The following is a 24,042-nucleotide window of genomic DNA, read 5'->3' as shown; positions in this document are numbered from 1 at the left end:
CGCCCAACCGGTCGCGTTCATGACCGCCCCGTCCCGCATTCCTTGGCTCGCGTTCCGCTTCGCAACGGTCAACGAACGGTCAGCTCCGAATCCGCCGCCATCAGCGCGACAGTTTTCCTGACGCGCTCCAGCGCCACCGACCTCTCCTGGTCAGACATGCGGGCCGGTCCGTAGGTGATCACGGGGGCGAGGACCTCGTAACCGACGAACTCCAGCATGCCGCGGTGGATATGGAACAGGAAGTCGTCCATCGCGCCGAAGGCGCCACCGGGGCGGAACGACTCGCTCGAACCGCCCGTCGTGAACAGCAGCATCGCTCGTTTCCCGGCGAGTGCCGCGTCACCGAAGAGCCCGTGGTCGCCACCGAAGACCGCGCCCATCACGAAGACCCGGTCCACCCATCCCTTGAGGATGGCCGGCAGCGAGAACCACCACAGCGGGAACGACAGCACGAGCAGATCTGCGGCGAGCAACCGATCGAGATGGGCCTTTACGGCCGCGTCGAGCGTCCCCTCCCTGACCGCGCGCTGCTGCTCGGCCTGTGGCTTGAAGAGGCCCTCCACCGGCCCGAACTCCTCGCGCGCGAGGGCCGGGGCCCATGCGTCGGCATAGAGATCGAGGATGTCGACTCGGTACCCGGTATCGCGCAGAGCCTGGGCGGTGGTCGCCATCTGGGCGGTGCTGAACGAGTGGGGCTCGGGGTGGGCGTGAACGATCAGGGCTGTGGGAGCAGCATCGAAAGTCGACATGACGAGATCATATCGACGTATTGCGATGTGTCAATCAGAGGGTGGTGCCGATCGCTCGCGCGACCTGCGCAAGCCGCTCTTCATCGCGCCGGTAGTGGGTCCACTTGCCCACCCGGGTGGAGTGCACGAGCCCCGCCCGTTCGAGCGTGCTCATGTAGCTGGAGACGGTCGACTGCGCGAGTCCCGCCTTCGCCTGGATGTGCGTGACGCACACACCCACCGACCGGCGGTCAGCGATCGGCTCGTACTCGCTGAAGTGCTGGTCGGGGTCCTTCAGCCACTGCATGATCTGCAAACGGGCCGGATTGCCCAGGGCCTTGAACACCTCGATCAGATCACTTGACCCCGATGCCACCGCCGCGGCCATGCGTCACCTCTCTCGCCGGAATACTCCGACACACCACGATATCTCGATGTCTCATCGTGGCCCGGAACACTGTGTCCGGTCGCACGACCGCGACCAACCCTTCACGGTTCCCGCGTTGCCCGTGTCAGCGTGCTCGCAACAAACTGGCTGCCACGCGCGGACAAGGGAGATCACGCGATGGCGGAGACCACGGGCGGTGCCGACAAGCCGACCCCGAAGGCCGCTCTGGGCCGACGTACGCTCCTCACTTACCTGGTCTCCGCCCCCACTCTGACCGTGGCCACCGGCCTCTCCCCCGCGACAGCCGCTGCTGCCGCTCCCACCGCGCCGACGCCTCCTTCGCTCGCCGAAGCGGTCGACCTCGGGGATGTGTTGATCCTTGCCGGTCTGCCCACGGCTCATCTGCTGGTGCTGACCGTGGACGAGGAGGGCGCGGTCCACTTCCGGCTGCCGCGGGCGGAGGTCGGGCAGGGCCTCACGACCGTTGTCGCGATGCTGGTGGCCGAGGAGATGGACGTGCCCCTTGCCGCCGTCTCGGTTCATCTCGACGACGCGCGGCCCGAGTTGCTGTTCAACCAGCTCACCGGCAGCTCGAACTCGATCAGGTCGCTCTACGACCCGGTCCGCCGGACAGCCGCCGCGGCCCGGGCCCGCATGGTCGAGGCGGCGGCGCGACGGTGGGAGGTGCCGGTGGACGGGCTCGTCACGCGTGACGGCGTCGTCCATGGGCCGGGCGGACGTACGGCCTCGTACGCCTCGCTCTCCGTGGCCGCGGCGGCGAGTGAGAGCGGCGCCGCCCCCGGCCTCTCCCCCAAGCCCGCGTCCGAGCACGCGCTCGTCGGGACGCCGACCTCGCGGATCGACAGCCGCGCGATGGTCACCGGCCGGATGCGGTACACGCTCGACCTGGATGTCCCGGGCGCGCTCCCGGCGATGGTGCGACGGCCGCCCACTCTGGGCGGAACGGTGGATGCGGTCAGGAACGAGGCCGTCGTACGGGCGATGCCGGGCGTCGTCGATGTGGTCGTCGTCCCCACGGGTGTCGCCGTTGTCGCCGAGACCTTCGGCCAGGCACTCGACGGGAAGGACGCGCTCGATGTCACCTGGCACGGCGGGACGGTCGACGGCCTTTCCGACACCGACATCCGCGCCGAACTACGGGCCGCCGCACCGCCGTTCGTCCTGCCGCCGCTGCTCACCAAGCGGCTGGACGCCGAGTTCGACTTCGCGTTCGTCAGTCACGCACCGATGGAGACGAACTCCGCCGTCGCCGACGTACGGTCCGACCGGGCGACCGTCTGGGCCGGGCTGAAGTCGCCCGTCGTCGCCCAGCAGACCATCGCCGCCGCCGTCGGTCTGCCGCAGGACAAGGTCACGGTGCATGTGGTGCAGGGCGGTGGGTCGTTCGGCCGTCGGCTGTTCTTCGACGCGGCGCTGGAGGCGGCGCTGGTGTCCAAGGCGAGTGGCCGGCCCGTCAGATTGATGTGGACCCGCATCGACGACATGCGCCACGGCCGTATGCGCCCGGCCAGCCACCACCGGATCCGGGCCACCTACACAACGGGCTCCACGGGCCAGGTGCTCAGCTTCCGGCACCGGGTCGCGGCCGTGGAGACGGACTTCCGGCACGGGCTCGGGGAGATCCTCACCGCGTCGGGGGCGCAACTGCCGGGCGGCAACGAAACCTTCGCCCAGACGCTGTTCTCCACCACGGTCCACTCGCCGTACGACTTCGGGCTCACGAGCCAGACCCTCGCCGAGGTCCCGCTGCGGATGCCGACCGCGTCCTGGCGCTCGGTGTACTCGGCGAACACCCGCGGCGCGGAGGAGGTCGTCGTCGACGAGCTGGCGGCGGAACTGGGGCAGGACCCGGTGGCTTTCAGGCGCAGGTTCCTCAAGACCGACGAAGACCGGGCGGTGCTGGACCGGGCCGCCTCGGCCGGGGAGTGGGGGCGTGCGATGGCGGACGGGTTCGCCCAGGGCATCGGCTTCCACGCCGAGTACAAGTCGCGCACGGCCTGTCTGGTCGAGATCGACGCCCGGGACCCGAAGGCCCCGCGCGTGACGAGAGCGGTGATCGCCGTGGACGTCGGGCGGCCGATCAACCCGCGCGGCCTCGAGGCGCAGATGCTCGGCGGGCTGACGGACGCGATCTCCACGACGCTGACCGCCGGACTGCACATCGACAACGGGCTGCCCCTGGAGGGCAGTTACTCGCAGTTCCACTATGCGCGGCAGCGGAATTCGCCGACCGACGTGCAGGTCATCGTCATGCCCGCGCACGGCGAACCGGGCGGGGCGGGTGAGCTGGGCGTCCCGGCCGCGGTCGGCGCCATCGCGAACGCGTACGCCCGGGCCACCGGCACATGGCCGCGCAGTTTCCCCGTCCACTTCCCCGTCGACTTCGAACCCTTCCCGCGCTGAGGCCCCCACCACAGGCCCGGCCCACACCGCGCAGGAGCGCCCGCATGCCCCAGCACACCTTCACCGTGAACGGCACCTCCGTGACCGTCGACGCCCCCGCCGACCTGCCTCTGCTGTGGGTCCTGCGCGATCTGCTCGGCATCCGCGGGCCCAAGTACGGCTGCGGCATCGACGTCTGCAAGGCCTGCACCAGCCATCTGGACGGCGAAGCCGTCAACCCGTGCGTGGTCCCTGTCTCCGAGGCCGCCGGACGCCAGGTCACGACCATCGAGGGCCTCGCCGACGGAGAGCGTCTCCATCCTGTGCAGGAGGCCTGGCTGGAGCAGGACGTCCCCCAGTGCGGTTACTGCCAGCCCGGCCAGATCATGGCCGCCGTCGCCCTGCTGAAGAGGACCAGCACCCCCACCGACGCCGATATCGACGCGATCGACAACGTCTGCCGCTGCGGGACGTACTTCCGCGTCCGTGAGGCCATCAAGCTGGCGGCGGCGAAGATGGCGGCGGCCGAGACGGGCCGGTGATCAGCTGATGTGGGCGGCGATGGTTCGCGCGCACACCAGGGACTCGGAATGCGTCGTGTCCACCTCCAGGTCGTAGACCACACCCTCGTGAACCACATCCGCCTGCGACGCGGCCATCCCCTGGATGCGATCTCCGCGTGCGACCTCCCGGCCTGCGGCGACCGCGCTCTCGCACCTGACGCCGACCCACAGCACGGCCAGTCCGTCCACGGTCTTCTGCCACCGCTCCTGGGACCCCGCCCCGCCGAGGAACACGTCATCGATGATGACCCTGGCGCCCGCACGGGCCATCGCCGCGACGCCCTCCATCCACGCCGTCTGCAGCGCCATGAACTCCGCCCCGACGCTCACCCCGCCGTCCGCGGCGAACACGATGCCGTCGTCCGACGCCCGCATCCTCGCGGGCAGCGCGTCGACGAAGGAGTCGCACCCGAACGCCAGCCACGGATCGGACAGTTCGGCCTGGAGGCACCGTACGATCCCGGACTTTCCCGAGCTCGAACCGCCGTTGAGAATGATCATCTGAGTCGCCACCACGCCACGGTAGGGCGCTCCCCGATCGGCATGAAACGGATTTTGGCGTTGCTCGGCGGGGATCACCGGTCTCGCTGCTGGTCCGGCGGTGGCCGGGTGCGGGGAGTGTCGCCGGCCGTGAGGTGTTCCAGTACCTCGACGAGGTCCTGGCAGGCCCGCTCCACCGAGCGTCTGGTGTGGTGCTGCTCGGTGATGACGGCGGAGAGAAGCAGAGCCGTGAGGGCCATCGAGCCGTTGAAGGCCTGGAGTTTGATCATCACCTCGACATGGGTGAGGTGTGTGAAGGGGCCGGTCTGGTCCGTCGCCGCGATGGTGGTCGTGGTGGAGGCGAGGAGGGCGCACAGCATGCTGCCCGCCAACTGGAAGCGCAGGGCGCCCCAGATCAGGAGTGGGTAGACGAGGAAGAGCATGCTGATGGTGCTGTAGGCGGCCAGGGGGACGAGACCGCAGGCGATGAGGGCCAGCCCGGTCGCCTCCTTCCAGCGGGCGGGGCTCGGCGGCCGGCGCACCGTGTGGAGCAGCAGCAGAACGGGGGTGACGAGCAGGACTCCCATCGCGTCGCCCACCCACCATGCGAGCCACACCGGCCAGAAACCGGGCGCATCGAGTTTGTCCGTGAGAACGAGCAGACCGACGCCGACACTCGCGCTGATCAGCATGCTGGCCAGGGCCCCGAGGAACACCAGCGCGACGCCGTCCCGCAAGCGGCTGAGGTCCGTCCGGAACCCCACCCTGCGCAGCAGGAAGTACGCGCAGAGCGGGGCCGCGGTGTTGCCGGCCAGTGTCCCGATCACCGCGGGCTGCAGCGAGGTGATCGACAGGACCACGAAGAGGACCCCCAGGGTGATGCCCGGCAGGGCACGGATCCCGAAGATCAGCAGGCAGGCCAGCGCGACACCCGTGGGCGGCCAAATGGGTGTCACCACGGCGCCCTGGACGACGAGCTGCCGCATGAGGCCCAGCCGCCCCGCGGCGAAGTAGCAGGCGGTGACTGCCAGCGTCTCGAGGGCGTAGAGGGCTGGTCGCCGTAGATCATGGATAGCCACCACAGCAGCCATCAGACAACGAGGCCGCTCTCTCGGCGAGCCGAGGAGGAAGCGGTGCTCTCCCCTACTGGCGGCGTACGTCTGCCGCGTCGTGGCCTACGACCAGTACGGCCGCGTCGTCCTCGTGTCCGACCCGCTCGGCCCCCTTGATCACGGCGGCGGCGAGCGAGCCGGCGTCCATGCCCGCGACGGCGGCGACTCCCGCGAGCCTCACCACCTGGTCGAGTCCGTCGTCGAGGCTCAGTGAGGGTCCCTCCACCACGCCGTCCGTCATCAGGACGAACACTCCTCCCGTGCTGAGCCGGTACCGGGTCACCGGGTAGTCCTGCCCCGCTTCGATGCCCAGAGGTGGTCCCCCTTCGTCCTCGGCGATGCCGGACTTCCCGTCCGCGGTGGCCCACACGCACGGGATGTGCCCGGCCCTGGCGCTCTCCAGCACTCCGGTGGACGGGTCGAGCCGCATGAAGGTACAGGTCGCGAAGAGGTCGGCGCCGAGCGACAGGAGCAGGTCGTTCGTCCTGCAGAGAAGCTCCCCCGGCTCGCTCGTGACCGAGGCGAGCGCGCGCAGCCCCACCCGGACCTGCCCCATGAAGGCGGCGGCCTCGATGTTGTGGCCCTGTACGTCGCCGATGGACAGGCCGATCCGTCCATCGGGCATCCGGAAGGCGTCGTACCAGTCGCCTCCCACGTTCAGGCCGTGAAAGGCGGGCGAGTACTGGACGGCCAGGTCGAACCCGGGCGCGACCGGCATGTCTCCGGGAAGCATCCCGCGCTGCAGGGCGACGGCCAGCTCCACCAGGGAACGCTGGAGCTCGGCTCGCTCCCGTGCCTGAGCGGTCAGCGTCCTGAGCCTGGCCAGCAGTTCGTCGGCGTCGTCGGTTGAGTGATTGCGGGACATCGACCGCTCCGGAAATTTGGCGTCCCTTCGGGCATTAAAACCTATGTGCCCCATTTGTGTGATGTCAGCTCCTCGGGGTGGTCGCGCCGCCGGGTGGCTGACCGTCGCGTGCGGGCGCCCGCACGGTGAGAGGCAGGATCACCGGCTGATTCCGCCGAGGCGGGCGCCATGGCCCGAAGACGGCCTACCCCCGCCGGGCCCCGCCCGGCACAATGGGCGCTGCCCCGCCTCCGGTACGCGCAGCGCGGCGGCCCCATCGCACCAGCACCACGGGCACAGCACAGCCCACCTGGCGACCGGTGGGGCGTGCCCGAGCCTGACCGACCGTCTTCGGGGAGATGTGGGTATGAGAGCACGGCGTACGACCGTCAGACGCTCACGACTGCTCGCCTCAGTACTGAGCCTGCTCGGCGTGGCAGCCCTCTTGGTGTCCGGCACCAGCGCGACGGCCGCGCCCACGGCCGGCGCCGGAGTGTCGACCGCGTCGGCGTCGAGCGCGGCTTCGGCCGTCGAGTCCCTGGGGATCGACGGGACGGCCTGGGCCGTCGACGAGCGCACCGGGAAGCTGCGGGTCGTCGCCGACTCCACGGTCACGGACACCGAACTCGCCCGACTCCGCCAGGCCGCCGGGCGTTTCGCCGGTGCCATGACCCTCGAACGGCTCGACGGCCGGTTGCGCACCCTCCTGTCGGGCGGCGACGCCATTTACGCCGACGGCGGGCGCTGCTCGGCGGGTGTCAACGTACGCAGCGGATCCGCGTACTACGTCGTCACGGCCGGTCACTGCACCGACGGCACCACCACCTGGTACACCGGTCCCGCCATGGACACCGTCGTCGGAACCACCACCGCAACCAGCTTCCCCGGCAACGACTTCGGCGTCGTCCGGTACTCCAACCCGGCCGTACCGCACCCCGGGACCATCGGAACCGTCGACGTGACCGGGACAGCGACCGCCTACGTCGGCCAGCGCGTCTGCACCCGGGGCGCCACCACGGGTGTCCGATGCGGCCTCGTCACCGGGCTGAACGCGACCGTCAACTACGGTGGCGGCACCATCGTGTACGGGCTGATCCAGACCAGCATCTGCGCCGAGCCCGGCGACAGCGGAGGCCCGCTCTACGCCGGCGACAAGGTCATCGGCATCCTGTCCGGCGGCTCCGGGAACTGCGCGACCGGCGGCACCACGTACTACCAGCCGATCCAGGAAGTGCTGAGCGCCTACGGCCTCTCTGTCTACTGACGGGGCATGAGGCGTCGCGGCGGAGTTGTCATTCGTGCCGCGAACAGAATTCGGCGTTCAGCTTCTTGCCATGGCATGGTCACAAGTGGTCAGCAGTGTGCCTTCCTATCCCAACGGTCGTCATTTGGAGGGCACATGAGCACGGACGGGCACCAACACCGGCTGGACAGACGCGGACTGCTGCAGGCCGCGGTCGTGATCCCCGCGGCCGGTGCCGTGGTCACCGCGGCCGAGGCGCGCCCGGCGCACGCGGACTCGGCTGCCCGCGGCAGCGGATGGTCCCACTTCGACACCGAGAGCCCGCGGTTCGCGCTCGCGGTGCTTCCCGACACGCAGTATCTCTTCGACGCCGACAGCTCCGACCCGGAGCCTCTGCGTGCCACGTTCCGTTACCTCGCCGCCGAGCGGGAGGAGGCGAACATCGCCTTCATGACCCACCTCGGTGATGTCACGGAGCACGGCACCGAGCAGGAAATTGCGCTGGCCGCCGACACGTTCAGGGCGATCCACGGCAAGGTGCCCTACAGCGTCCTGGCGGGGAACCACGACATCCGCTCCTCCACGGACGACCAGCGCGGCGACTCCGCGTACCTCGCGGCGTTCGGTCCGCGGCGCTACGCGTCGATGCCGACCTTCCGCGGCGCGTCGCCGGACGGCTACAACAGCTACCACGTGCTGCGTGCGGCGGGCCGCCAGTGGCTGATCCTCGCCCTGGACTGGCGGGTCTCGGACAAGGGCCTGCGCTGGGCGCAGGGCGTTCTCGACGCGCACCCGACGCTCCCCGCCTTCCTGACCACACACGACCTCGTCTGGTCGGACGGCGACGGCGAGGCCCAGCTGTCGGACAACGGCAGGCGTCTGTGGGACGGTCTCATCCGCGGCAACGACCAGATCTTCCTGGCGTTGGGCGGCCACTACTGGCCGCCCGGGCGGACGGTTCTGACCAACGACTCTGACAACGATGTCCACCTCCACATCACCAACTACCAGGACCGCTACTACGGCGGCGCCGGCATGATCCGCACCTACGCCTTCGACCTCGCCCGCGGTGTCATCGACGTCGAGACCTTCTCGCCGTGGTTCCTCGCCCGCGGCCCGGAGAAGCGGTCACCGCTGGAGGCGGAGACGATCGAACTGACCGGCCCCACCGACCGGTTCAGCCTGGACATCGACTTCGACGAGCGCTTCAAGGGCTTCGCCCCGATTCGCGCGCCGAAGCCACGTCCGGCCTCCGCGGTCATGCCCCGCGGCACGGTCGCGTACTGGCGCTTCGACACCTCCGGGACCTCCGTGGCCGGCACACCGGGCGCCCCCGTGGCCGACGGAGCGGTCGTACGCGATCTCACGGGCAACGGCAACGATCTGACCGTCAGCCGCCTGCACTCCAGTGGACCCGAGGCGCTCACCTGGTCCGCCGACCATCACCCGGGCCAGCCGGCGCATGCCAGTCTCCGCTTCGACGGCGGCAAGAGTCCGGACCGCGGTGCCATCCTGACGACCGCCGCGCGTGCCGCCGTGAACAGCGCGAAGTTCACCCACGGCTACACCATCGAGACGCACCTCATGCTGCCCGAGCCCTTCGAGGGCGACCACAGCTGGATGGGCATCCTGAGCTGGGAGGGCCGCAACGGCGACGCGGGCAAGACCACGGGCTGGTCCCCGCTGGAGCCCACCTGCAGTCTCAACCTGTCTCCGGAGCGGTTTCTCCAGTTCGTCGTCTACCCGTACAAGCAGGACGCCGACCCGACGTCGTGGAGCCACGCCGTGCCGGTCGGCCGCTGGATGCACATCGCCCTCGTCAATGACGGCCGGCGGACGGTGATGTACGTGGACGGCTCGAAGATCGCCCGCAATCCCACGCAGCCGTCGACAGGCATCACCACGCTCAGCAAGCCCTTCGTCATCGGCGCGACACAGTTCGACGAGCGGTTCGGGCAGGGCTTCTACGGATGGATCGGCGACACCCGCATCGTCAACAGGCCGCTGTCCACTGAGGACTTCCTGACGCCGTTCGACTGAGCGGCGTACGACCGCCACGTCCCGGTCCCGGCCGGGGCGTGGCGGTCCGTGCCGTTCACGGGATCTCCTGCTCCGCCCAGATGATCTTCCCGTCGGCCGTGTACCGGGCGCCCCAGCGACGGGTGAGCTGGGCCACCAGGAAGAGACCGCGGCCGCCTTCGTCCATGCTCCGGGCGTGTCTCAGCCGCGGGGCGGTGCTGCTGGCGTCGGCGACCTCGCAGGTGAGGCGGGCGTCGCGGAGCAGCCGTAGCCGGATGGGCGGCGCGGCGTGGCGGATCGCGTTGGTGACCAGCTCGCTCACGATGAGCTCGGTCGTCATGGCCAGATCCGCCAGCCCCCACTCCTCCACCCGGCGGGTCGCCCGCGCTCGGATGTCGGCGACGGCTGCCGGGTCCGCGGGCACGTCCCACGAGGCGACATGGTCGGCGCCCAGGCCGTGGGTGCGGGCCAGGAGAAGGGCGATGTCGTCGGGTTGGGGCACGGGTACGAGCTGCCGCGCCGCGGAGGTACAGAGCGTGGTGAGATCGGAGGCCGGCCGGGCCAGCGCGTCGCCGAGCCGGACCATGCCCCGCTCCATGTCGCGGTCGGCATTCTCGACGAGGCCGTCCGTGTAGAGACCGAGCAGGCTGTTCTCAGCGAGTTCGATCTCGGCGGACTCGAACGCCAGTCCCCCCAGCCCGAGCGGCGGCCCGGCGGGCAGTTCGGGGAAGGAGACCTGGCCGTCGGGGGTGATGACGACTGGCGGTGGATGGCCGGCCCGGGCCATCGTGCAGCGCCTGCGCACCGGGTCGTAGACGGCGTACAGACAGGTTGCCCCCAGGAAGGCGGTCGCGCTCTGTACGGCCGCGTCGTCGTCGCTCTTCGGCTCGCTCAGCCGGAGCACCAGGTCGTCGAGGTGCGCCAGCAGTTCGTCGGGAGGCATCTCCATGTCGGCGAGGGTCTGCACCGCGGTGCGCAGCCGGCCCATGGTCGCCGCCGCGGTGATGCCGTGCCCGACCACATCGCCGACGACGAGCGCCACGCGGGCGCCGGACAGCGGGATCACATCGAACCAGTCGCCGCCCACCCCGCCCGTCGGGTCGGCCGGCTGGTAGAAGGAGGCCACCTCCAGCGCGGTGCCGCCCGTCAGCGCCTGGGGCAGCAGACTGCGCTGCAGCGTGACCGCCGCCGTGTGCTCGCGGGTGTAGCGGCGGGCGTTGTCGACGCAGAGCGCGGCGCGTGCCACCAGCTCCCGGGCCAGCAGGACGTCGTCGGGCTGGAAGGAGACGGGATTGAGCGACCGTACGAACGTGGTCAGGCCCAGGGCGGTGTTCCGCGCGTGCATCGGCACGGAGATGAGGGAATGCAGCCCGAACTCGCGGATGCTCTCCGCTCTCGCCGGCTGCTCGGCCATCCAGACGTCGTCGGACGGGTCGAGGACCGGGATGAGGATCGGCTCGCCGTCGAGGAAGAGCCGGGCGTCGTGCGACGGGGGAAGGAAGTCCACCCTCTCCCCGACCCGCGCCACGGCCTCGGGACAGCCCTCTCGCACCGAGCTCAGTCCGGCGCGTCGCATCCTCGGCGTGGCGGGTGCCGGTCCCGCGTCGGTCAGCCAGGCCCCGTGCCCCTCGGTGCTGAGGACGGGCTCCAGAAGGTCTACGACGACGAAGTCCGCGAAGCGGGGAACGGCGAAGTCGGCCAGTTCCTGTGCCGTCCGCAGCACGTCGAGCGTGGTGCCGATGCGCGTTCCGGCCTCGTTGACCATCGACAGGAGCTGGCGGGCGTTCCATCGCTCGGTGACGTCGAGGACCATGTAGCAGACTCCGGTGACGGAGTCCTCGGCGTCCACCAGGGGGAAGAACGACGTGGAGTAGGCGTGCCGGCGGTGGGGATCGGCCCAGCTCCATCCCACGTACTCGTAGTCGGTCACCGGGACGCCGGTCGTCAGCACCTTGCGCATCAGCCCCTCGATGGTCTCCGCCTGCAGACCGGGCAACAGCTCGCTCAGCCGGCGGCCCAGCCGCTGCTCCCGGGGCACGCCGCCGAAGCGTTCCAGCGTGTCGTTGAGCCAGACGTAGCGCAGCTCGGTGTCCATGACCGCCATGCCGACCGGCGAGCGCGTCAGGAATCCGTCGAGGACGGACTGGCCGACCGTCCATTGCGGCCGCCGCTCCCGCGCCGAGAGCAGGAAGCACTCGTCCTCGCCGATACGGAAACACGCGGAGACGCGCAGGTCGACGTCGAGGGACCGGCCGTCACGGTGCCGTACGGGGATGAGGCCGCTCCACCCCATTCCGGCGCGGCAGCGGTCCGCGACACCGGCGACACGTGCCGGATCCCCTGGCATCGCCAGCAGCCGCGCGGCGGAGCCGCCGACCACCTCTTGTGCCGGGTGGCCGAGGAGTTCTTCGGCGCCCCGGGTCCAGCCGATCACAATGCCGTCGGCCGCTACGACCGCCGCCGCGTCGGTGGACGCGTCGAGCAGGTCGCGCGGCCCCGCCGGTGTCGGCTGCTCATCGGAACCATTTCGCGCAGAATCCATGGGCTCACCCTCTACACGACTATGTTCCTGCTCGCCCGCCCGATGCGCACGGCCCCGGCCGGGGGCAGCATGGAAGTGCCGGTCGCTGGTACCCGGTACGGCCGGCACAGGTCGGTACGTCCTGCCGGCCGCTGGAGGAGGGCCGATGACAGCCGAACCCTTCCCGTCCGACGGTGACGAATACCGCCCCGAGCCGCCCCGGCCGACCGGTCTGCTGGATGTCCTGAGCGTGGCGGCGGTGGTCGTCGACGCCGACGGGCGCATCGTGTTCTGGACCCCGCAGGCGGAGGAGCTCTTCGGCTACACGGCCGAGGAGGCCCTCGGCACGTACGCGGCGCGACTGTTCATCCACCCCGAACACCTCGAGGTCGTGGCGAAGCTGTTCTCGGACGTGCTCGAGACCGGCCGGAGCTGGGCGGGCGCCTTCCCCGTCCGGCTCAAGGACGGCAGCACGCGCCTGACGGAGTTCCGCAACATGCGGCTGCTGGACGATCTCGGAGACGTCTACGCGCTGGGCATCGCGGCCGACCACAGCTTGCTCCAGCGCGTCGAGACCGATCTGGCCCTGTGCGAGCGGCTGATCAACCAGTCCCCCATCGGGCTGGCTCTGATGGACCCGGACCTGCGGTATCTCCTGGTCAACCCGGCCCTGGAGCGCATCGACGGCATTCCCGCCGAGGACCACCTCGGCCGGACGCTGCGGGAGACCCTGCCCCTGCCCGACATCGACACCATCGAGTCCGCGCTGCGTCAGGTGCTCACCACGGGCACTCCGCTGCTCGACCACTACCACGTGGGCCGTCCACCGGCCGATCCGGAACACGAGCACGCCTGGTCCCTCTCGTTCTACCGGCTGGAGGACCCCGGCGGCCGGGTCCTGGGGGCGGCCACCTCGGTCGTCGACGTCACCGAACGGCACCGCGTGGCCGCGGAAGCCGACCGGGCCCGGCGGCGCCTGGCCCTCATCGCCGACGCCTCGACGCGCGTCGGCACGAGCCTTGAAGTGGAGCAGACCGCCCAGGAACTGGCGGAGGTCGCCACCGGAGCGCTCGCGGACGTGGTCGCCGTGGACGTCCTCGACTCGGCGCTGGCCTGCCGGCGTATCCGCAGAACCGACAACAGCCCGGAGTACTTCCGCGCCCTCGCCCTCAAAGCGGCCCACCCCACGGTGGCCCTGCGCGCCGCCGACCCTCCCGGCGACCTGACCGCCTACGACGGTGACCGGCTGGTCACGCTGTGCGTCCACACCGGGCGGCCGATCCTCGTCGCCCATGTCGGCGACCACGATCTGCCGCGCATCGCCCGCGACGCCGAAGCGGCCACGCTCCTGGCGCAGGCCGGCGTCCACTCCTATCTCGCGGTGCCGTTGATCGCTCACGGCGAGGTGCTCGGCGCGCTCGACCTCAAGCGCACCGGCAATCCGCTGCCCTTCGACGCGGACGACGTCGTCCTCGCCTGTGAGCTGGCCGGCCGTGCCGCCGTGGCCATCGACAACGCCCGCTGGTTCCAGAGCGTGCGCAACACCGCCCTCACCCTCCAGCGCAGCCTGCTGCCCGACCATCCCCCGCACCACACCGGTCTGGAACTCGCCTCCCGCTACCAGCCCGCCCAGGCCACCAGCGAGGTCGGCGGGGACTGGTACGACGTCATCCCCCTCAGTGACGACAAGACCGCCCTGGTCGTGGGCGACGTCATGGGCAACGGCATCGACGCCGCCGCCACCATGGGCCGGCTGCGCACCGCCACCTGCGCCTACGCGGACCTCGATCTCGCTCCCGGCGCCGTCCTCCAGCACCTGGACAAGATCACCTGCGATCTGGAGCACTACATCGTCACCTGCCTCTACGCCGTGTACGACCCGCGGACCAGGCAGTGCATCATCGCCAACGCGGGCCACATGCCACCGGCGCTGGCCGGCCCCGGACACGCCCCCGCACTCCTCGATCTGCCCTCGGGAGCCCCGCTCGGGGTCGGCGGCATCCCCTTCGAGACCACCACGGTCGAGCTGAGCCCCGGCGATCTGCTGGTCCTCTACACCGACGGCCTCGTCGAGACCCGCCACCACCCGATCGACGAGCGCCTGAACGTCCTCCTCAGCTTCCTCGACGAATCACACCGCCCGCTCGAGGAGACGTGCGACCTCCTGCTGTACGGCCTGCGCACCTCCGACGACCACGACGACGTCGCCCTTCTGGTGGCCCGGGCCGTGTGATCGGGCCCCCTTGGGGTACTGATCCGTTCGGTCACTACGATTGAGAGCCTCAGACAACCATTCGACCGGCTCGGTCGGTGCGGGCCGGTCGAGGTCGCCGATGCCAGGGTCCGCTCCCCGGGCTGCGGTGATCTTCCTTTCCAGGAGGACCCTCCCGCATGTTCCGACGTATTGGCAGCGCTGTCGTCCGACATCCCGTCTGGACGATCGCGGCATGGCTGATCGCGGCGGTGGCCATCGTGGCCACCGCCCCGAGCCTGCCGTCCACCAGCGACGAGAGCAGTTTCCTGCCCAAGAGTTACGAGTCCATCAAAGCCGCAGACCTCCAGGAGGAGGCGTTCCCCAGCGCCTTCACCCCCTCCGCGATCGCGCTCTACCAGCGCACCGACGGCGGCAAGATGACCGCCGCCGACCAGCAGGACGTCGCCCGGATCACCACCGAGCTGGGCAAGAAGAACATCGACCAGGTGCAGAAGGTCGTCCCCGGCCAGCCGTCCGAGGACGGCAGGTACGCCCTGACGCTGGTTCAGATGGACAGCAAGAACGCCGGTACGCCCAAACAGGCCGACGCGGCAAAGGTGTTACGCGAGGACGTCAAGGAACTCGCCCAGGGTACCGATCTTGACGTCAAGCTCGGCGGCTCCGCAGCACAGGCCCTGGACCAGCAGGACTCGTCCAAACGCGGCGAGGCGCTGATCGGCATCGGCACCTTCGTCATCATCCTGGTGACCCTGCTGATCATCTTCCGGGCGCCGATCCTGGCCGTGCTTCCCCTGATCCTGATCGGCGTGGTGTCCGCGATCGCCAACGGGCTGATCGCGTACGCCACCAAGCTGTTCGACCTCCAGGCCAACAGTTCGATCTCGTCGATCCTGATCGTCGTGCTCTTCGGCGTGGGCACGGACTACTTCCTCTTCCTGATCTTCCGGTACCGCGAACGCCTGCGCACCGGTGACGAACCCAAGCAGGCCATGGTCAACGCGGTGGCCCGGGTCGGCGAGGCCATCGCCTCGGCCGCCGGGGCGGTCATCATCGCCTTCCTCGCACTCGTGCTGTCCACGCTGGGCTTCCTCAAGCAGATGGGGCCGGCGCTGGCCATCGCGGTGGCCGCCACCCTGGTCGCGGGCCTGACCCTGATCCCGGCCGTGGTCTCGCTCATCGGGCCGAAGGTCTTCTGGCCCTCCAAGTCCTGGCAACGGGAGCCGGAGAACGCCCGTTTCGCCGCCCTCGGCCGGGGTGTGCAGCGCCGCCCCGCGCTGACCGCCGTGGTGTCCGGTCTCGTCCTGCTCGTACTGTCGCTGGGCACGTTCGGCTACAAGGCGACGTTCGACCTGGCCTCGGGCTCCATGCCCGAGACCAAGGAGTCCATGGTCGTCCAGGACGAGATGCAGAAGGCGTACTCGGCCGGTGCCGCCGCGCCGACCGACGTCTACCTGTCCAGCACCGACGGTGAGCCGCTCGACAAGGCCGCGTTCGACGCGTACACGAAGAAGCTCGGTGCCGTGGACGGCGTCGCGAGTGCCCGTATGACGCAGGTGAACAAGGAAGGCACCACCGCGGACTTCACCGTCACGCTCCAGTACGAGGCGTCGACGGACAAGGCGATCGACGCGGTGGACCGCGTACGGGATGTCGCGCACTCCGACGCGCCCGAGGGCACCGAGGCCCTGGTCGGCGGCATGTCCTCGATCTACAAGGACATCGACACCGCGGTCAACCACGACTACCGGACGGTCTTCCCCGTCGCCGCGTTGCTGATCATGGTCATCCTGGGGCTGCTGCTGCGCAGCGTGGTCGCCCCCTGGTATCTGATCGCGTCGGTGGGGCTCGGATTCGGCGCCACCCTGGGCGCGACGGTGTGGATCTTCCAGGACGGGGCCGGGCATTCGGGCCTGATGTTCATGCTTCCGGTGATCATGTATCTCTTCGTGGTCGCCATCGGCACCGACTACAACATCCTCATGATCGCCCGGCTCCGTGAGGAGGCACGTGAGGGCCGCGAACCGCGCGAGGCAGCCAACATGGCGATCAAACACGCCGGTCCGACCGTGGCCGCCGCGGGTGTCATCCTCGCGGCGACCTTCGCCACGATGATGCTGGCGGGCAACTCCCTGCTCACGGAGATGGGGTTCGCCGTCTCCTTCGGCATCACGATCGCCGCGTTCGTCATGGCGATGTTCTTCACCCCGAGCCTCACCGCGCTGATCGGCCACGCGGCGTGGTGGCCGGGGCACGGGGACCGGGCGGAACCGGCGGCCGACGCGGGTAGCGGCACCGCACCCGTCACCTCCGGTGCGGAACGGGAGGCGGCGGCTGAGGATCCGGCGGGGCGCCTGCGCTAGGCGCTCCGCGCGGGGTCCTGCCGCGATGGGCCGTCGCTCGTGTGCGGGTCCGTCGTGGCTGGTCGCGCAGTTCCCCGCGCCCCTTCGGGGCCCGGGCAGGCGTACGGTCGTCAGCCGAGCGCCACCGTGCGTCTGTCCCGGCGGGAGGCAGCCAGTTCCAGGAGGTCAAGCCAGTTGTTCCGCAAGCCTGCTCTCACACCCGCACCGACGCCGCCACCGGCAGGTGGTCGCTGCCGGTGGCCGGGAGGGTCCAGGCGGATCGCGGCTCCACACCGCGTACGAGGATGTGGTCGATCCGGGCCACCGGGAACGAGGCCGGCCAGCTGGCACCGAACCCAGCGCCCGACTCGGCCTGCGCGGACCGCAGTTGGGAGGTGAGCTCGGACAACGCCCGGTCGTCGGTCGTGCCGTTCAGGTCGCCGACGAGGATCGTGCGGGCGAGCGGCTCGGCGCGCACGGCGGCGGCGAGTCGCCGTGCGGCCGCGTCACGTGCGTCGGAGGTGAACCCCGAGCCGGCGGTGAAGCGGACGGACATCAGATGGGCGACGAAGACCGCGACCGGCCCCTCGGGCGTGCGGACGGTGGCGCGCAGCGCACGTGGCCAGGGCGCGATGTCGACCGCACGGGCGTCGGCGACCGGATACCTGCTCCACAGACCGACCGTGCCCTGCACGGAGTGGTACGGGTAGGTGCCGGCCAGCGTTCTCTCGTACGCCGCTGTCGACGGGCCGCCCAGCTCTTCGAGAGCCACCACGTCCGCGCCGGAGGCGGCCAGGGCACGGGCGGTGCGCACCGGCCGCGGATTGTGTTCGTTGACGTTGTGCGTCACGACGGTCAGGTTGCCACCGTCCTCCCGCTTGTCGACGAGTGTCCCGCAGAAGAGCGAGCACCAGACGACGGCCGGCAGCAGCACGGACACGGCGGCGGCCCTGGACCGGCGGGCCAGGGCGCACAGGAGCAGCAGCGGCACGGCCAGACCCGTCCAGGGCAGGAAGGTCTCGACGAGGCTGCCGAGACGGCCGACCCGGTTGGGGACGAGGGCGTGGCCCAGCATCACCAGCGTGGCCAGGCCCGCGAGCGAGCCGAGGACCAGCGGCGGCCGCCGGACGCCGGTGTCCTCGTTCCGCGGGCGGGTGGAATCGGGTGCCGGCCGGGCGGGCGCGGTGTCGAGGGAGTTTGTCACGGCCGTCTCACCGTGTTCCGGGCGAGGTCATCGACAGCCATCGCCGTACGCTCTCGATCAGCGCGTGGCTCGTGGCGAGAGCGGCCCGCAGCCCCTGCCGGGGGTCGGTGCCGGCGCGCTGGTGCAGCACCACTCCGAGGATCAGCCGGTCCCGGCCGTCCTTGTCGGACGCGGTGGCCGCCCACATCAGGGCGCCGCCGGCGGGAGTGCTGGAGCCGGTCTTGAGGCCGATCACGTTCGCCGTGCCGAGCAGGGTGTTGGTGTTGCGGATCGTCCCGGGGACACCGGGCACGGTGGTGCTGGGCATGGCGACGATGGTCCGGAACACCTCGTCGCGCATGACCCGGCGGGCCAGCCTCAGCTGGTCGGCCGAAGTGCTGGTGGTCGTGGGTTCGATGCCGCTGGCGCCGGTGTACGTGGTGTGGCGCATGCCCAGGTCACGGGCGGCCCGGTTCATTTTCGTGACGAAGGCCTCCTGCGAGCCCGCGTTCCAACGGGCCAGCAGCCGGGCGATGTTGTTGCCGGAGGGGATCAACAGCAGTTCCAGCAGCTGTCGTTCACTCAGCCGCATACCCTCCCGGACCGGCACGTTCGACTCCACGCCCGAGACGGACTCGTTCGCGGCGGACCGGTCGACGGTGACGAGGGGGCCGTCCTCGCCCGCGCGCAGCGGACGGTCGCGGAGGATCACGTAGGCGGTCATCACCTTGGTGACGCTGGCGATCGGCACCGGTGTCCGCTCGCCCCGCGTACCGAGGTCACCATGGGCGCCGAGGCCCTCGACCACCACGCTCGTCTGCCCCTCCGTCGGCCACGGCAGCGAACCCGCTCCGGTTCCCGGGCTGTTGCCGGAAGTGGGCACGGCGATGGCGAGGACCGCCAGGGTGAGCAGTGCGGTGGCGCCCGCGGCGAGGCCGGCCGTGAAGCGCCGCCCGGACCGGTCGTGCCGGCGGGGCGGGAGCCATGAGTCGGTGGACCACAAGGGCTGGGCCCGGCCTGCGCCGGGCTCTCCGGAAAAGGGAACCGGTGACATGGGAGGGACACCTCCAAGGGGGCGGGTGCGCGGCGTTCACGCACGTCGACCACCTTCCGCGGGGCGGATCTCCGCTCGGCTCCGGCCACGGATCGGGCACCGCTCGGCCGGGCATCCGTTCGGTATCGGCCGTTCGGCGTCAGCCCGCGGGCGGCAGCCGGAGGGTGGCGAGCGCCCCGCCGTCGGGAGCGTTCGCGAACTCCAGCGACGCCCCGATGACTTGGGCCTGCCCCAGCGCGATGGTCAGCCCGAGGCCGTGACCGTGGCCGCGCTCCGAGGCACCCGTGCGGAATCGCTGCGGGCCGTCCGCGAGCAGCTCCGCCGGGTAGCCCGGGCCGTGGTCCCGTACGGTCACGGTCGTCCCGGCCACCTCGACCTCGACGGGCGTGCGGCCGTGCCGGTGGGCGTTGACGACGAGGTTGGCGACGATCCGGTCGAGCCGGCGCGGATCGGTCTCCGCCGACCGGGCATCGGCGGCGGTGAACCGCGTGTCCAGCCCGGTGCGGGCCACGGACTCTCCGACCATCTCGGCGAGCGGTACGGGCCTGAGTTCGGCCCGCTCGGCGCCCGCGTCGAGCCGGGAGATCTCCAGCAGGTCCTCCACCAGTGTCCGCAGATGACTGAATGTGCCACGCGGAGATCAGCGGCGACAGGTTCAATGGTCTGCGGAATGGCCGATTTGGCTAACCGGCGATCGTCGGCTATGTTGCCCCGCCTCCGCGCCTCTGGCATCCAACTGCACACAGGAACAGCAGGCCACAACCGCACTTCTCCCGACCGCTCTAGTGTCCTGAGTCGTTAGTTCGTTGGCAGTTGCGGGGAGGAGATGCCGGGTCCGAAGCCGTTGTTGTTGGAGTAGTCCGATCGCGAACGCAGGGTGCTGCGGAGCTGAGTGCGTTGGCGGACGGCGGTTCCTCCCTTGGCGTCATCGGGTCGACACACGACGGATCTTGACCCTCCGATGAAACCCAGAGCCGAGCCGTCAGCGGCGACGGAACCAGCGGCGGCGCTTGGGTTGTGGCTTGGGTTGTGCCGCGCGGAATTCCTCGAGACGGGTCACGTCTGCCGGGGTGGCCACCGTGTCGAAGGCCGCTTTGGCTTCATCCGCGGTTTCGTCGGTAAGGATTAGGCGGAACAGTGCCGTGCCCGAGAGAAGAGCGGCGCCGGCCCGGCTGTCGCCGTCGGCGGCGAGGCTATAGAGGGCTCGGACGACCGGCATTGGGTCCCTGAGGTCGGCTAGCCGGGCCCGTACCCGGCCGTCGACGCGCTCGTCCTGGAGAAGGAATGCCTCTCGAACTAGGTCCTCGGTGAGTGGGAAGTTGTGGTAACCCCCGACGGACGTACCGCTGCCGCGTGTCTGTCGAAGTGCCGAGATCGCCCGCCATCGCACGGATTCCTCCTGGTCAAGAGTCATCACGAGTAAGGTCGCCTCGATCTCGGGGGACGCGGCGACGTGGGTGAGGCCGCGGATAGCAGCCCAGCGGACCTTTTCGTTGTCGTCGTCGACTGCGGCGAGGAAGGCCGTCGCGGGCACCTCTCGTTCGGCGGCGAGATCAGCAAGCAATTCCAGGAGGTTGACCCGTCCTTGCTCGGTCTCCTCGGTGTCGAACCTAGCGATCACCTGCCCCGGTGTGACGCCGTATTCGATGGCGACCGCCGCGATCTCGTTGGTCATCCTGCCGTTGCGGACCGTGATGACCAGCCCGTCCATGAGCGCGTCAACCGGATCGGCCGCGTGGATGTCCCGCAGTGCCCTCGCCGCGTACCAGACACACGCTTGGTCGCGAAGCGCCGCGACAAGAACGGGTGCAGCGCGCTGGTCACCGAGCGCACGTAGGGCCTCCACCAAACCCTGCCGCAGCTCGTACGGGTCCCTGTACCCGCGCAGCTCGAGCAACCCGGTCGGCTGGTCTCCGACGTAATCGGCACGCCACGCGTCGAACTCGGCCTTGGCCGCGGCGAACCTGACGAGGTAGTCGGCGCGGTCGTCGAGCAGCTGCTGCAGCCGTGCCACGAGCACGGGCACGGCGTCCGGTCCGATCTCCGTCAGCCGTGTGATAGCGCTGTCCCGCAGGCTCGAACCGCCACCCCAATCATCACCAGTGTGCGTGTTGGCGAGGTTCTCAATTAACTCGTTCAGCTCGGACACGGGCACCACCGTAACGACAGGTACGCGGGACCGGTCCCGGCGTGGCTTCAAGCTGCCGTGCGCTTTGCCCCCGGCTCCACACCGTCGTCGACCTGCAGTCAGTGCCACGCGTGGGACACACCGGTCGCCAGCCGACCCTCGTGTCCTGAGCCGGTAATTCGTGTGCAGTATGAGGCGAGGGTCTCGAGGATCTCGTCGGCGGTCTTGGTCCACACGAAGGGTTTGGGGTTGTTGTTCCACTCGTTGATCCAGCCGCGGATGTCACGTTCGAGATCGAGGACGCTGTGGTGGGCCGAGCGGCGGAGCTTGCGGCAGGTCAGCTCTGCGAACCAGCGCTCGACGAGGTTGAGCCAGGACGCGGAGGTGGGGGTGAAGTGCAGGTGGAAGCGGGGATGGCGCAACAGCCACTTCTTGACCACTTCGGTCTTGTGGGTGGCGTAGTTGTCCAGGACCAGATGCAGGTCCAGATCCTTCGGTACAGCGGCGTCGATGGTCTTCAGGAAGCGCAGGAACTCCTGGTGGCGGTGGCGCCGGTAGTGCTGAGCGATGACCGAGCCGGAGACGATGTCCAGGGCGGCGAACAGACTGGTCGTGCCGTGACGTACGTAGTCGTGCGTCATCCGCGCTGGCGCCGTCGGCACCAGCGGCAGCACCGGCTGGGTGCGGTCCAGGGCCTGGATCTGCGACTTCTCGTCCACCGCCAGAACCAGGGCATTCTCCGGCGGGGAGAGGTAGATGCCGACCACGTCACGGACCTTGGTCACGAACTGTGGATCGGTAGAGAGCTTCCAGGTCTGCACGATGTGCGGCTTGAGCCCGAACGCCCGCCAGATCCTCGAGACCGCCGACTGAGACATGCCCGTCGCCTCGGCCATCGACCGCGTCGATGGCCGAGGCGAGTCACCCCTCGGCGGAGCCTGATCGAGTGTCCTCGCGACCAGACCCTCGACCTGCTCGTCGGTGACCTTCCGCGGCGCCCCCGATCGCGGCTTGTCGACCAGACCCTCCAGCCGGTCGGCAGCGAACCGCGAGCGCCACTTGCGCACCGTCTCCCGTGAGACCCCGAGCTCCTGCGCGACCTGCGCGTTCGGCTGACCTTCGGCGCACGCCAGTACGATCCTCGACCGCAACACCAGGGCTTGCCCCGCCGTCCGCTTACGCACCCAGCCCCGCAACACTCTGCGTTCGCGATCGGACAACTCCAACAGCAACGGCTTCGGACCCGGCATCCCCCAACCCCGCAACTGCCAACGAACTAACGACTCAGGATACTAGGTTTACTTCCTTCGCCGTGTTGTTCCAGTCCTTGCGGGACTTAATATGTCTGCCGTCGGCGAATCGACATGCCCCCGAGGGCTGGGCCTCGGAAGCCAGACAACACGAGAACAGGGCAGGCGCCTTCTAAGCGCTTGGCCGCAGGTTCGAGTCCTGCCGGCGGTCACGAACTGCACCTGGTGCACGCGGTCAGCGAAGAGTCGTCCTCGCATCCCGCGCCCCGGGAAAGCAGATCACCGCCCCTTCTGCGTCTCACCGTGAGCGTGGAGCGAGACGCTGCCCCGTTGCCACAGGGCCCAGGAAGCAGGCCCTCATCCCATCCACGTGTAACGCAGCACAGAACAGGAGGAGCAGATGCCCAGAACCTTAGCCGCCGTTCTAGAGGCACCAGGTGCCGCTTTCGCTCTCCAGGAGATCCAACTCGACGAACCGCACCCGAACGAGGTGCTGGTTCGCATGGTCGCAGCCGGGCTGTGCCACACCGACCTCACTGTTCAAGCCGGCCACCTCCCGTTCGCCCTTCCCGGTGTGCTCGGTCACGAGGGTGCCGGAGTGGTCGAACGCGTCGGCAGCGATGTGACCCGAGTCAGGCCGGGCGATCATGTCGTCCTGTCCTTCACCTCCTGCGGGCGGTGCTCCCACTGCCGCGCCGGCCACCCCGCCTACTGCGCGACCTGGATCCCTGCCAACATCTTCAACGACGGAGTCCGCACAGACGGAACCCATCCGCTGAGTCGCGCCGGGCAGCCGATCGGCGGGCGATTCTTCGGCCAGTCCTCCTTCTCCGCCCATGCCCTGGCCGACGAACGCAGTGTCGTGCGTGTTGACGACGACATGCCGTTGGAGCTCCTCGCCCCCTTGGGCTGCGGTATCCAGACGGGTGCCGGGACCGTACTGAACGTCCTCAAGCCGTCTCCCGGCAGCTCGCTGGCCATCCTTGGAGTGGGCGCGGTGGGCCTCGCGGCACTGATGGCGGCAGCCCTCAGTCCCCTGGGTACCGTCATCGCCGTGGACAGGGTCGCATCCCGCCTGGCCCTGGCCAAGGAACTCGGGGCGACGCACACGGTGAACGCGGCCACCGACGACGTGTCCGCGGTGGTTCGGGAATTCACCGGCGGAGCGGGCCTGGACTACGCGATCGACACCACGGCGAACATGACCGTCCTGCGCTCCGCGATCGACTCCCTCGGAACGCTCGGTACCTGTGCGGTAGTCGGCGCGGCTCCCATGGGGACCGAGCTGCCCGTGGATGTGACCGACATCCTCGCCGGCAAGAAAATCGTCGGAGTGACGGAGGGCGACGCCGATCCGGAGGCTCTCATCCCGCTGCTCACCGGCCTGCACCGGCAGGGCCGCCTGCCCCTGGACAAGCTGGTACGCCAGTACTCCATCGCCGACATCAACACGGCGGCGGCCGACGTGCACCGCGGCGAGACCATCAAGCCGGTTCTGGTCTTCGACCACGCGTGATCGGCCGGGGCATGCCCCTGCGGCCTGGGTTCCAGGAGTCGTTGCAACACCCCAGT

17 protein-coding genes, 1 tRNA gene and 1 pseudogene are annotated in these 24,042 nt (G+C 69.8%); 8 read left to right on the top strand and 11 right to left on the bottom strand.

Translation table 11 applies throughout. The features are described 5' to 3' along the window. Positions 1-68 precede the first annotated feature (68 nt). On the bottom strand, positions 69-749 hold the full coding sequence (locus OG828_RS46475; RefSeq protein WP_328371009.1) for an NAD(P)H-dependent oxidoreductase: 681 nt from the start codon (positions 747-749) through the stop codon (positions 69-71). Between the two features lie 34 nt (positions 750-783). Beyond that, on the bottom strand, positions 784-1,116 hold the full coding sequence (locus OG828_RS46470; RefSeq protein ID WP_328371006.1) for an ArsR/SmtB family transcription factor: 333 nt from the start codon (positions 1,114-1,116) through the stop codon (positions 784-786). Between the two features lie 177 nt (positions 1,117-1,293). Between OG828_RS46470 and OG828_RS46465 the strand changes: the two genes are divergently transcribed. Next, the gene (locus OG828_RS46465; RefSeq protein ID WP_328442118.1) at positions 1,294-3,540 is read left to right on the top strand and encodes a xanthine dehydrogenase family protein molybdopterin-binding subunit; all 2,247 of its coding nucleotides are present in this window, start codon (positions 1,294-1,296) and stop codon (positions 3,538-3,540) included. Positions 3,541-3,584: 44 nt separating this feature from the next. Beyond that, positions 3,585-4,061, top strand: coding sequence for a (2Fe-2S)-binding protein (locus tag OG828_RS46460; RefSeq protein ID WP_328442117.1), 477 nt, complete (start codon positions 3,585-3,587; stop codon positions 4,059-4,061). Here OG828_RS46460 and cpt read toward each other — a convergent pair whose 3' ends face one another. From cpt to OG828_RS46445, 3 genes are all read right to left on the bottom strand, one after another. Continuing rightward, entirely contained in the window at positions 4,062-4,595 is a 534-nt protein-coding gene (cpt, locus tag OG828_RS46455; protein ID WP_328442116.1) for a chloramphenicol phosphotransferase CPT, read from the bottom strand. A 62-nt stretch (positions 4,596-4,657) separates the two neighbouring features. Further along, a complete protein-coding gene (locus OG828_RS46450) occupies positions 4,658-5,653 on the bottom strand; it encodes an MASE1 domain-containing protein (protein ID WP_328442115.1) in 996 nt (331 codons plus the stop codon). A gap of 52 nt (positions 5,654-5,705) precedes the next feature. Next, complete coding sequence (locus OG828_RS46445; RefSeq protein WP_328370996.1) at positions 5,706-6,539, bottom strand: PP2C family protein-serine/threonine phosphatase; 834 nt, start codon at positions 6,537-6,539, stop codon at positions 5,706-5,708. Between the two features lie 346 nt (positions 6,540-6,885). Here OG828_RS46445 and OG828_RS46440 point away from each other — a divergent pair, with 346 nt between their 5' ends. Both OG828_RS46440 and OG828_RS46435 read left to right on the top strand, forming a co-directional pair. Further along, positions 6,886-7,782 (top strand): S1 family peptidase, encoded by an 897-nt coding sequence (locus OG828_RS46440; protein WP_328504556.1) that lies wholly within the window; start codon positions 6,886-6,888, stop codon positions 7,780-7,782. Between the two features lie 135 nt (positions 7,783-7,917). Continuing rightward, positions 7,918-9,801, top strand: a complete 1,884-nt coding sequence (locus OG828_RS46435) for a LamG-like jellyroll fold domain-containing protein (protein WP_328442113.1) — start codon at positions 7,918-7,920, stop codon at positions 9,799-9,801. Positions 9,802-9,856: 55 nt separating this feature from the next. Here the strand turns inward: OG828_RS46435 and OG828_RS46430 are convergent, their stop codons facing one another. After that, a complete protein-coding gene (locus OG828_RS46430) occupies positions 9,857-12,322 on the bottom strand; it encodes a SpoIIE family protein phosphatase (protein ID WP_328442112.1) in 2,466 nt (821 codons plus the stop codon). 145 nt (positions 12,323-12,467) lie between these two features. On the opposite strand from OG828_RS46430, the gene OG828_RS46425 reads away from it, so the two are divergent. Continuing rightward, positions 12,468-14,534, top strand: a complete 2,067-nt coding sequence (locus OG828_RS46425; RefSeq protein ID WP_328370988.1) for a SpoIIE family protein phosphatase — start codon at positions 12,468-12,470, stop codon at positions 14,532-14,534. A 158-nt stretch (positions 14,535-14,692) separates the two neighbouring features. After that, positions 14,693-16,876 (top strand): MMPL family transporter, encoded by a 2,184-nt coding sequence (locus OG828_RS46420; RefSeq protein ID WP_328442111.1) that lies wholly within the window; start codon positions 14,693-14,695, stop codon positions 16,874-16,876. A gap of 193 nt (positions 16,877-17,069) precedes the next feature. On the opposite strand, the gene OG828_RS46415 is transcribed toward OG828_RS46420, so the two are convergent. The 5 genes and pseudogenes from OG828_RS46415 to OG828_RS46395 form a co-directional block, all read right to left on the bottom strand. Then, on the bottom strand, positions 17,070-17,969 hold the full coding sequence (locus OG828_RS46415) for an endonuclease/exonuclease/phosphatase family protein (RefSeq protein ID WP_443060319.1): 900 nt from the start codon (positions 17,967-17,969) through the stop codon (positions 17,070-17,072). 97 nt (positions 17,970-18,066) lie between these two features. Then, entirely contained in the window at positions 18,067-19,092 is a 1,026-nt protein-coding gene (locus tag OG828_RS46410; RefSeq protein ID WP_328442109.1) for a D-alanyl-D-alanine carboxypeptidase family protein, read from the bottom strand. 139 nt (positions 19,093-19,231) lie between these two features. Continuing rightward, positions 19,232-19,708: pseudogene (locus OG828_RS46405) on the bottom strand (sensor histidine kinase); the annotation flags it as partial. A 366-nt stretch (positions 19,709-20,074) separates the two neighbouring features. Continuing rightward, on the bottom strand, positions 20,075-21,241 hold the full coding sequence (locus OG828_RS46400; RefSeq protein WP_328442108.1) for a HEAT repeat domain-containing protein: 1,167 nt from the start codon (positions 21,239-21,241) through the stop codon (positions 20,075-20,077). Positions 21,242-21,339: 98 nt separating this feature from the next. Continuing rightward, a complete protein-coding gene (locus tag OG828_RS46395) occupies positions 21,340-22,470 on the bottom strand; it encodes an IS630 family transposase (protein ID WP_328504555.1) in 1,131 nt (376 codons plus the stop codon). 130 nt (positions 22,471-22,600) lie between these two features. Here OG828_RS46395 and OG828_RS46390 point away from each other — a divergent pair. Both OG828_RS46390 and OG828_RS46385 read left to right on the top strand, forming a co-directional pair. Beyond that, a tRNA-Arg gene (locus OG828_RS46390) sits at positions 22,601-22,682 on the top strand. 188 nt (positions 22,683-22,870) lie between these two features. Beyond that, the gene (locus tag OG828_RS46385; RefSeq protein WP_328442106.1) at positions 22,871-23,986 is read left to right on the top strand and encodes an NAD(P)-dependent alcohol dehydrogenase; all 1,116 of its coding nucleotides are present in this window, start codon (positions 22,871-22,873) and stop codon (positions 23,984-23,986) included. Positions 23,987-24,042: the final 56 nt, after the last annotated feature.

It is taken from the genome of Streptomyces sp. NBC_00457, from assembly GCF_036014015.1.
Classification (GTDB): domain Bacteria; phylum Actinomycetota; class Actinomycetes; order Streptomycetales; family Streptomycetaceae; genus Streptomyces.
This window is presented reverse-complemented; position numbering and strand designations above follow the sequence as displayed.

What these genes read in the sequence shown, in the direction of transcription:
- OG828_RS46430 (WP_328442112.1), bottom strand. Translation starts at nt 12,322, where the DNA reads ATGGATTCTGCGCGAAATGGTTCCGATGAGCAGCCGACACCGGCGGGG.
- OG828_RS46445 (WP_328370996.1), bottom strand. Translation starts at nt 6,539, where the DNA reads ATGTCCCGCAATCACTCAACCGACGACGCCGACGAACTGCTGGCCAGG.
- OG828_RS46465 (WP_328442118.1), top strand. Translation starts at nt 1,294, where the DNA reads ATGGCGGAGACCACGGGCGGTGCCGACAAGCCGACCCCGAAGGCCGCT.
- OG828_RS46440 (WP_328504556.1), top strand. Translation starts at nt 6,886, where the DNA reads ATGAGAGCACGGCGTACGACCGTCAGACGCTCACGACTGCTCGCCTCA.
- OG828_RS46435 (WP_328442113.1), top strand. Translation starts at nt 7,918, where the DNA reads ATGAGCACGGACGGGCACCAACACCGGCTGGACAGACGCGGACTGCTG.
- OG828_RS46450 (WP_328442115.1), bottom strand. Translation starts at nt 5,653, where the DNA reads ATGGCTGCTGTGGTGGCTATCCATGATCTACGGCGACCAGCCCTCTAC.
- OG828_RS46395 (WP_328504555.1), bottom strand. Translation starts at nt 22,470, where the DNA reads ATGCCGGGTCCGAAGCCGTTGCTGTTGGAGTTGTCCGATCGCGAACGC.
- OG828_RS46420 (WP_328442111.1), top strand. Translation starts at nt 14,693, where the DNA reads ATGTTCCGACGTATTGGCAGCGCTGTCGTCCGACATCCCGTCTGGACG.
- OG828_RS46410 (WP_328442109.1), bottom strand. Translation starts at nt 19,092, where the DNA reads ATGTCACCGGTTCCCTTTTCCGGAGAGCCCGGCGCAGGCCGGGCCCAG.
- OG828_RS46460 (WP_328442117.1), top strand. Translation starts at nt 3,585, where the DNA reads ATGCCCCAGCACACCTTCACCGTGAACGGCACCTCCGTGACCGTCGAC.
- OG828_RS46470 (WP_328371006.1), bottom strand. Translation starts at nt 1,116, where the DNA reads ATGGCCGCGGCGGTGGCATCGGGGTCAAGTGATCTGATCGAGGTGTTC.
- OG828_RS46385 (WP_328442106.1), top strand. Translation starts at nt 22,871, where the DNA reads ATGCCCAGAACCTTAGCCGCCGTTCTAGAGGCACCAGGTGCCGCTTTC.
- OG828_RS46425 (WP_328370988.1), top strand. Translation starts at nt 12,468, where the DNA reads ATGACAGCCGAACCCTTCCCGTCCGACGGTGACGAATACCGCCCCGAG.
- OG828_RS46475 (WP_328371009.1), bottom strand. Translation starts at nt 749, where the DNA reads ATGTCGACTTTCGATGCTGCTCCCACAGCCCTGATCGTTCACGCCCAC.